General features: G+C 49.7%; 1 protein-coding gene and 2 pseudogenes. All 3 read right to left on the bottom strand.

Annotated features, from left to right (window positions below; genetic code table 11):
- Positions 1 to 1,025 (bottom strand): annotated as a pseudogene (locus V6C93_RS05190) (amino acid transporter); the annotation flags it as partial.
- Between the two features lie 248 nt (positions 1,026 to 1,273).
- Positions 1,274 to 1,423, bottom strand: coding sequence for a hypothetical protein (locus tag V6C93_RS05185; protein ID WP_333475587.1), 150 nt, complete (start codon positions 1,421 to 1,423; stop codon positions 1,274 to 1,276).
- A pseudogene (locus V6C93_RS05180) lies at positions 1,420 to 2,283 on the bottom strand (metallophosphoesterase); the annotation flags it as partial. The gene V6C93_RS05185 and the pseudogene V6C93_RS05180, both read right to left, overlap by 4 nt.

Genomic DNA, 2,283 nt, shown 5'->3' with positions numbered 1-2,283 from the left:
GCAAACCACAGAATGCTGATAGTACTCAAGTCGTAAAGGGTACCAAAGCCATTTCCGAGATACTGATGGGTCAGATAAGCCAGTGCACGTCCATTAGCTTTGCCGCCAGGTTGAAATTCTGCGGCGGGAATCAGGAGTACCGTAATTATGCTACTGGTGAGCAAAAAGAAGCTCATGATTACGGCAGCCGTCGTGAGGAGTTTGTGGGTGTTATGGATGCGTCCCTTCGGCTTTCTCCGAGTATCGCTGCTGCAACCCTTAACCAGAGGCATAACTGCTACGCCTGTCTCAAAGCCTGACAAGCCTAATGCCAGCTTCGGGAATAGCAGGATAGAGATACCAAGCATGAGCAACGGGTCATTGTGATAGCTAGTGAAAAGTGAACTCTGCCAGTTAGCGAGTTCAGAGGGGTGAAGAAAGACTTCATATACGCCTCTGCCAATAACAACAAGGTTTAACAGGAGATAGGATCCCACCAAAAAGACAGCAATTCCGATCGCTTCTCGAAACCCCTTGAGGAAAACGGTGCCGAGTAATGCTATCAGCACAAGGGTAATCAAGATTGGATGGTCAAGCGAATGTGGGACTAGGGGATTTTCGATAATATGAGCAGTGGCATCAGCCGCTGAGAGGGTAATAGTAATGATAAAGTCGGTTGCCACAAAGCCCAGTAGGCAGAGTACGAATAATTTGCCTTGCCACCAAGGGAGCAAATGTTCGAGCATTGCGATCGAGCCTTCCCCATGCGGACTATGCCTTGCAACATGTCGGTAGATTGGCAATGCCCCGAATAGAGTCAGCAGAACCAGAATGAGAGTCGCTAGAGGAGAAAGCGCACCGGCGGCTAAGGCGGCAATACCGGGTTGATAACCCAGAGTTGAGAAATAATCCACACCCGTGAGGCACATCACCTGCCACCAAGGATGTTGTCGATGATGTTCTTCCCCTTCGCTGCGCTCTTCTTGGAGTAACCAGCGGATGAACGTTTTGTTACGCCGTTTTGTTGGATCGAGTTGTTTAGTCATGAAATGCTACTCCTGGTGTGTATCTGTGAATATGTAGCGGCTTTCAGTTGAACGAGGTACAGCGAAGAAAGCGTGAAACCTAGACCTAGCAAGGAAACAAAAAAGCTGGTAGCTGACAGAAGAACCGCTATAGGTCAATCCGTTCTGCTCCTACGTCGCTCAATTTGCTCTTGTTTAGGACCAGACTCTTTGAGTAGAAATAACACAAGCATTGAGAAAAATTATGGATAAGAGTAGCCTCCAATGTTCTAGAACCAAAAGCTCGTATCTGGAGCGGGTTTAGAGACTTTTGCGATCGCTCCACTCCAGCCGAAAAACTCGAACAGTAACTTGCGTATAGCGCGATCGCACTTTATCCTGTACGAGCTACAGTGCGATCGCCCTTCTGGGAAAATCAAATTGTAAATGCCTCAACGGCGCTATAGTTCCAGTCTCGTCGAAATCGTTCGCTAATCAACGGTTGCACGCGAAACTTAGGCTGCTGACCGCCAGCGACATCGATCCGCAAAAATGAGTAAGGTCGCCGCGTTTGGGAACCGCGACCATTCCGACCGAGATAAAGCCGGGAACGCGCCACTAAGCGAGTGTTCTTACCCTCGACATCGGCAAACTTTTCCATCAAGTCCGGGCCTTCCCTGCGTTGACGGCGCAGGCTATGACCGCTCCCCCCACACACAATCCAGTTCAGGTGGGAGTCAGCGTGTCCCGTGTCTTCCGTGCGGAGGTATTCTAAGCAGTGAGCGTGACCGTTGAGAATCAAATCGACTAACGGACGCCCCTTGGTCAACGGGCCAACTGCTTCAGATACGGCATCAAGGACTTGGCGCAGTCGATAGCGAATGGCTAACGTCTGCGCTTGGTGCCACTTTGTGGCTTCAGTTACGTAAGGAGGATGGTGGAAGTAAATCACGCGGCCGCGTACCTCTTGGGTATGCCAAGACTCAATTAACCGTTTCTGTAACCAATCGAGTTGTTCCTGGTCGGTGACAGTGGTAACGTCGGCTGATAGTTGCTTATCAATGTCCACCTCTACCTCTTCCAGTTGTGCCAATTTGGAACGGAGGTCATCGAGCTGTTCTGCGCCTTCCGGCGACTCAGCATTGAGTTTATTGGATGTTTCGAGGATTTTTTGTTTCTGCTGCTCTAGCTCGTTGCGACGCTGTTTCAAGAATTGACGATAGTCTGCCCCTTCTCGGGTTTTTGGGATGGGGAGAGGATCGTTAAAGGTATTTGAGTCAAGTGCGAAAAAATCAATGCC

This window comes from Allocoleopsis sp., from assembly GCF_036703385.1.
Classification (GTDB): domain Bacteria; phylum Cyanobacteriota; class Cyanobacteriia; order Cyanobacteriales; family Coleofasciculaceae; genus Allocoleopsis.
This window is presented reverse-complemented; position numbering and strand designations above follow the sequence as displayed.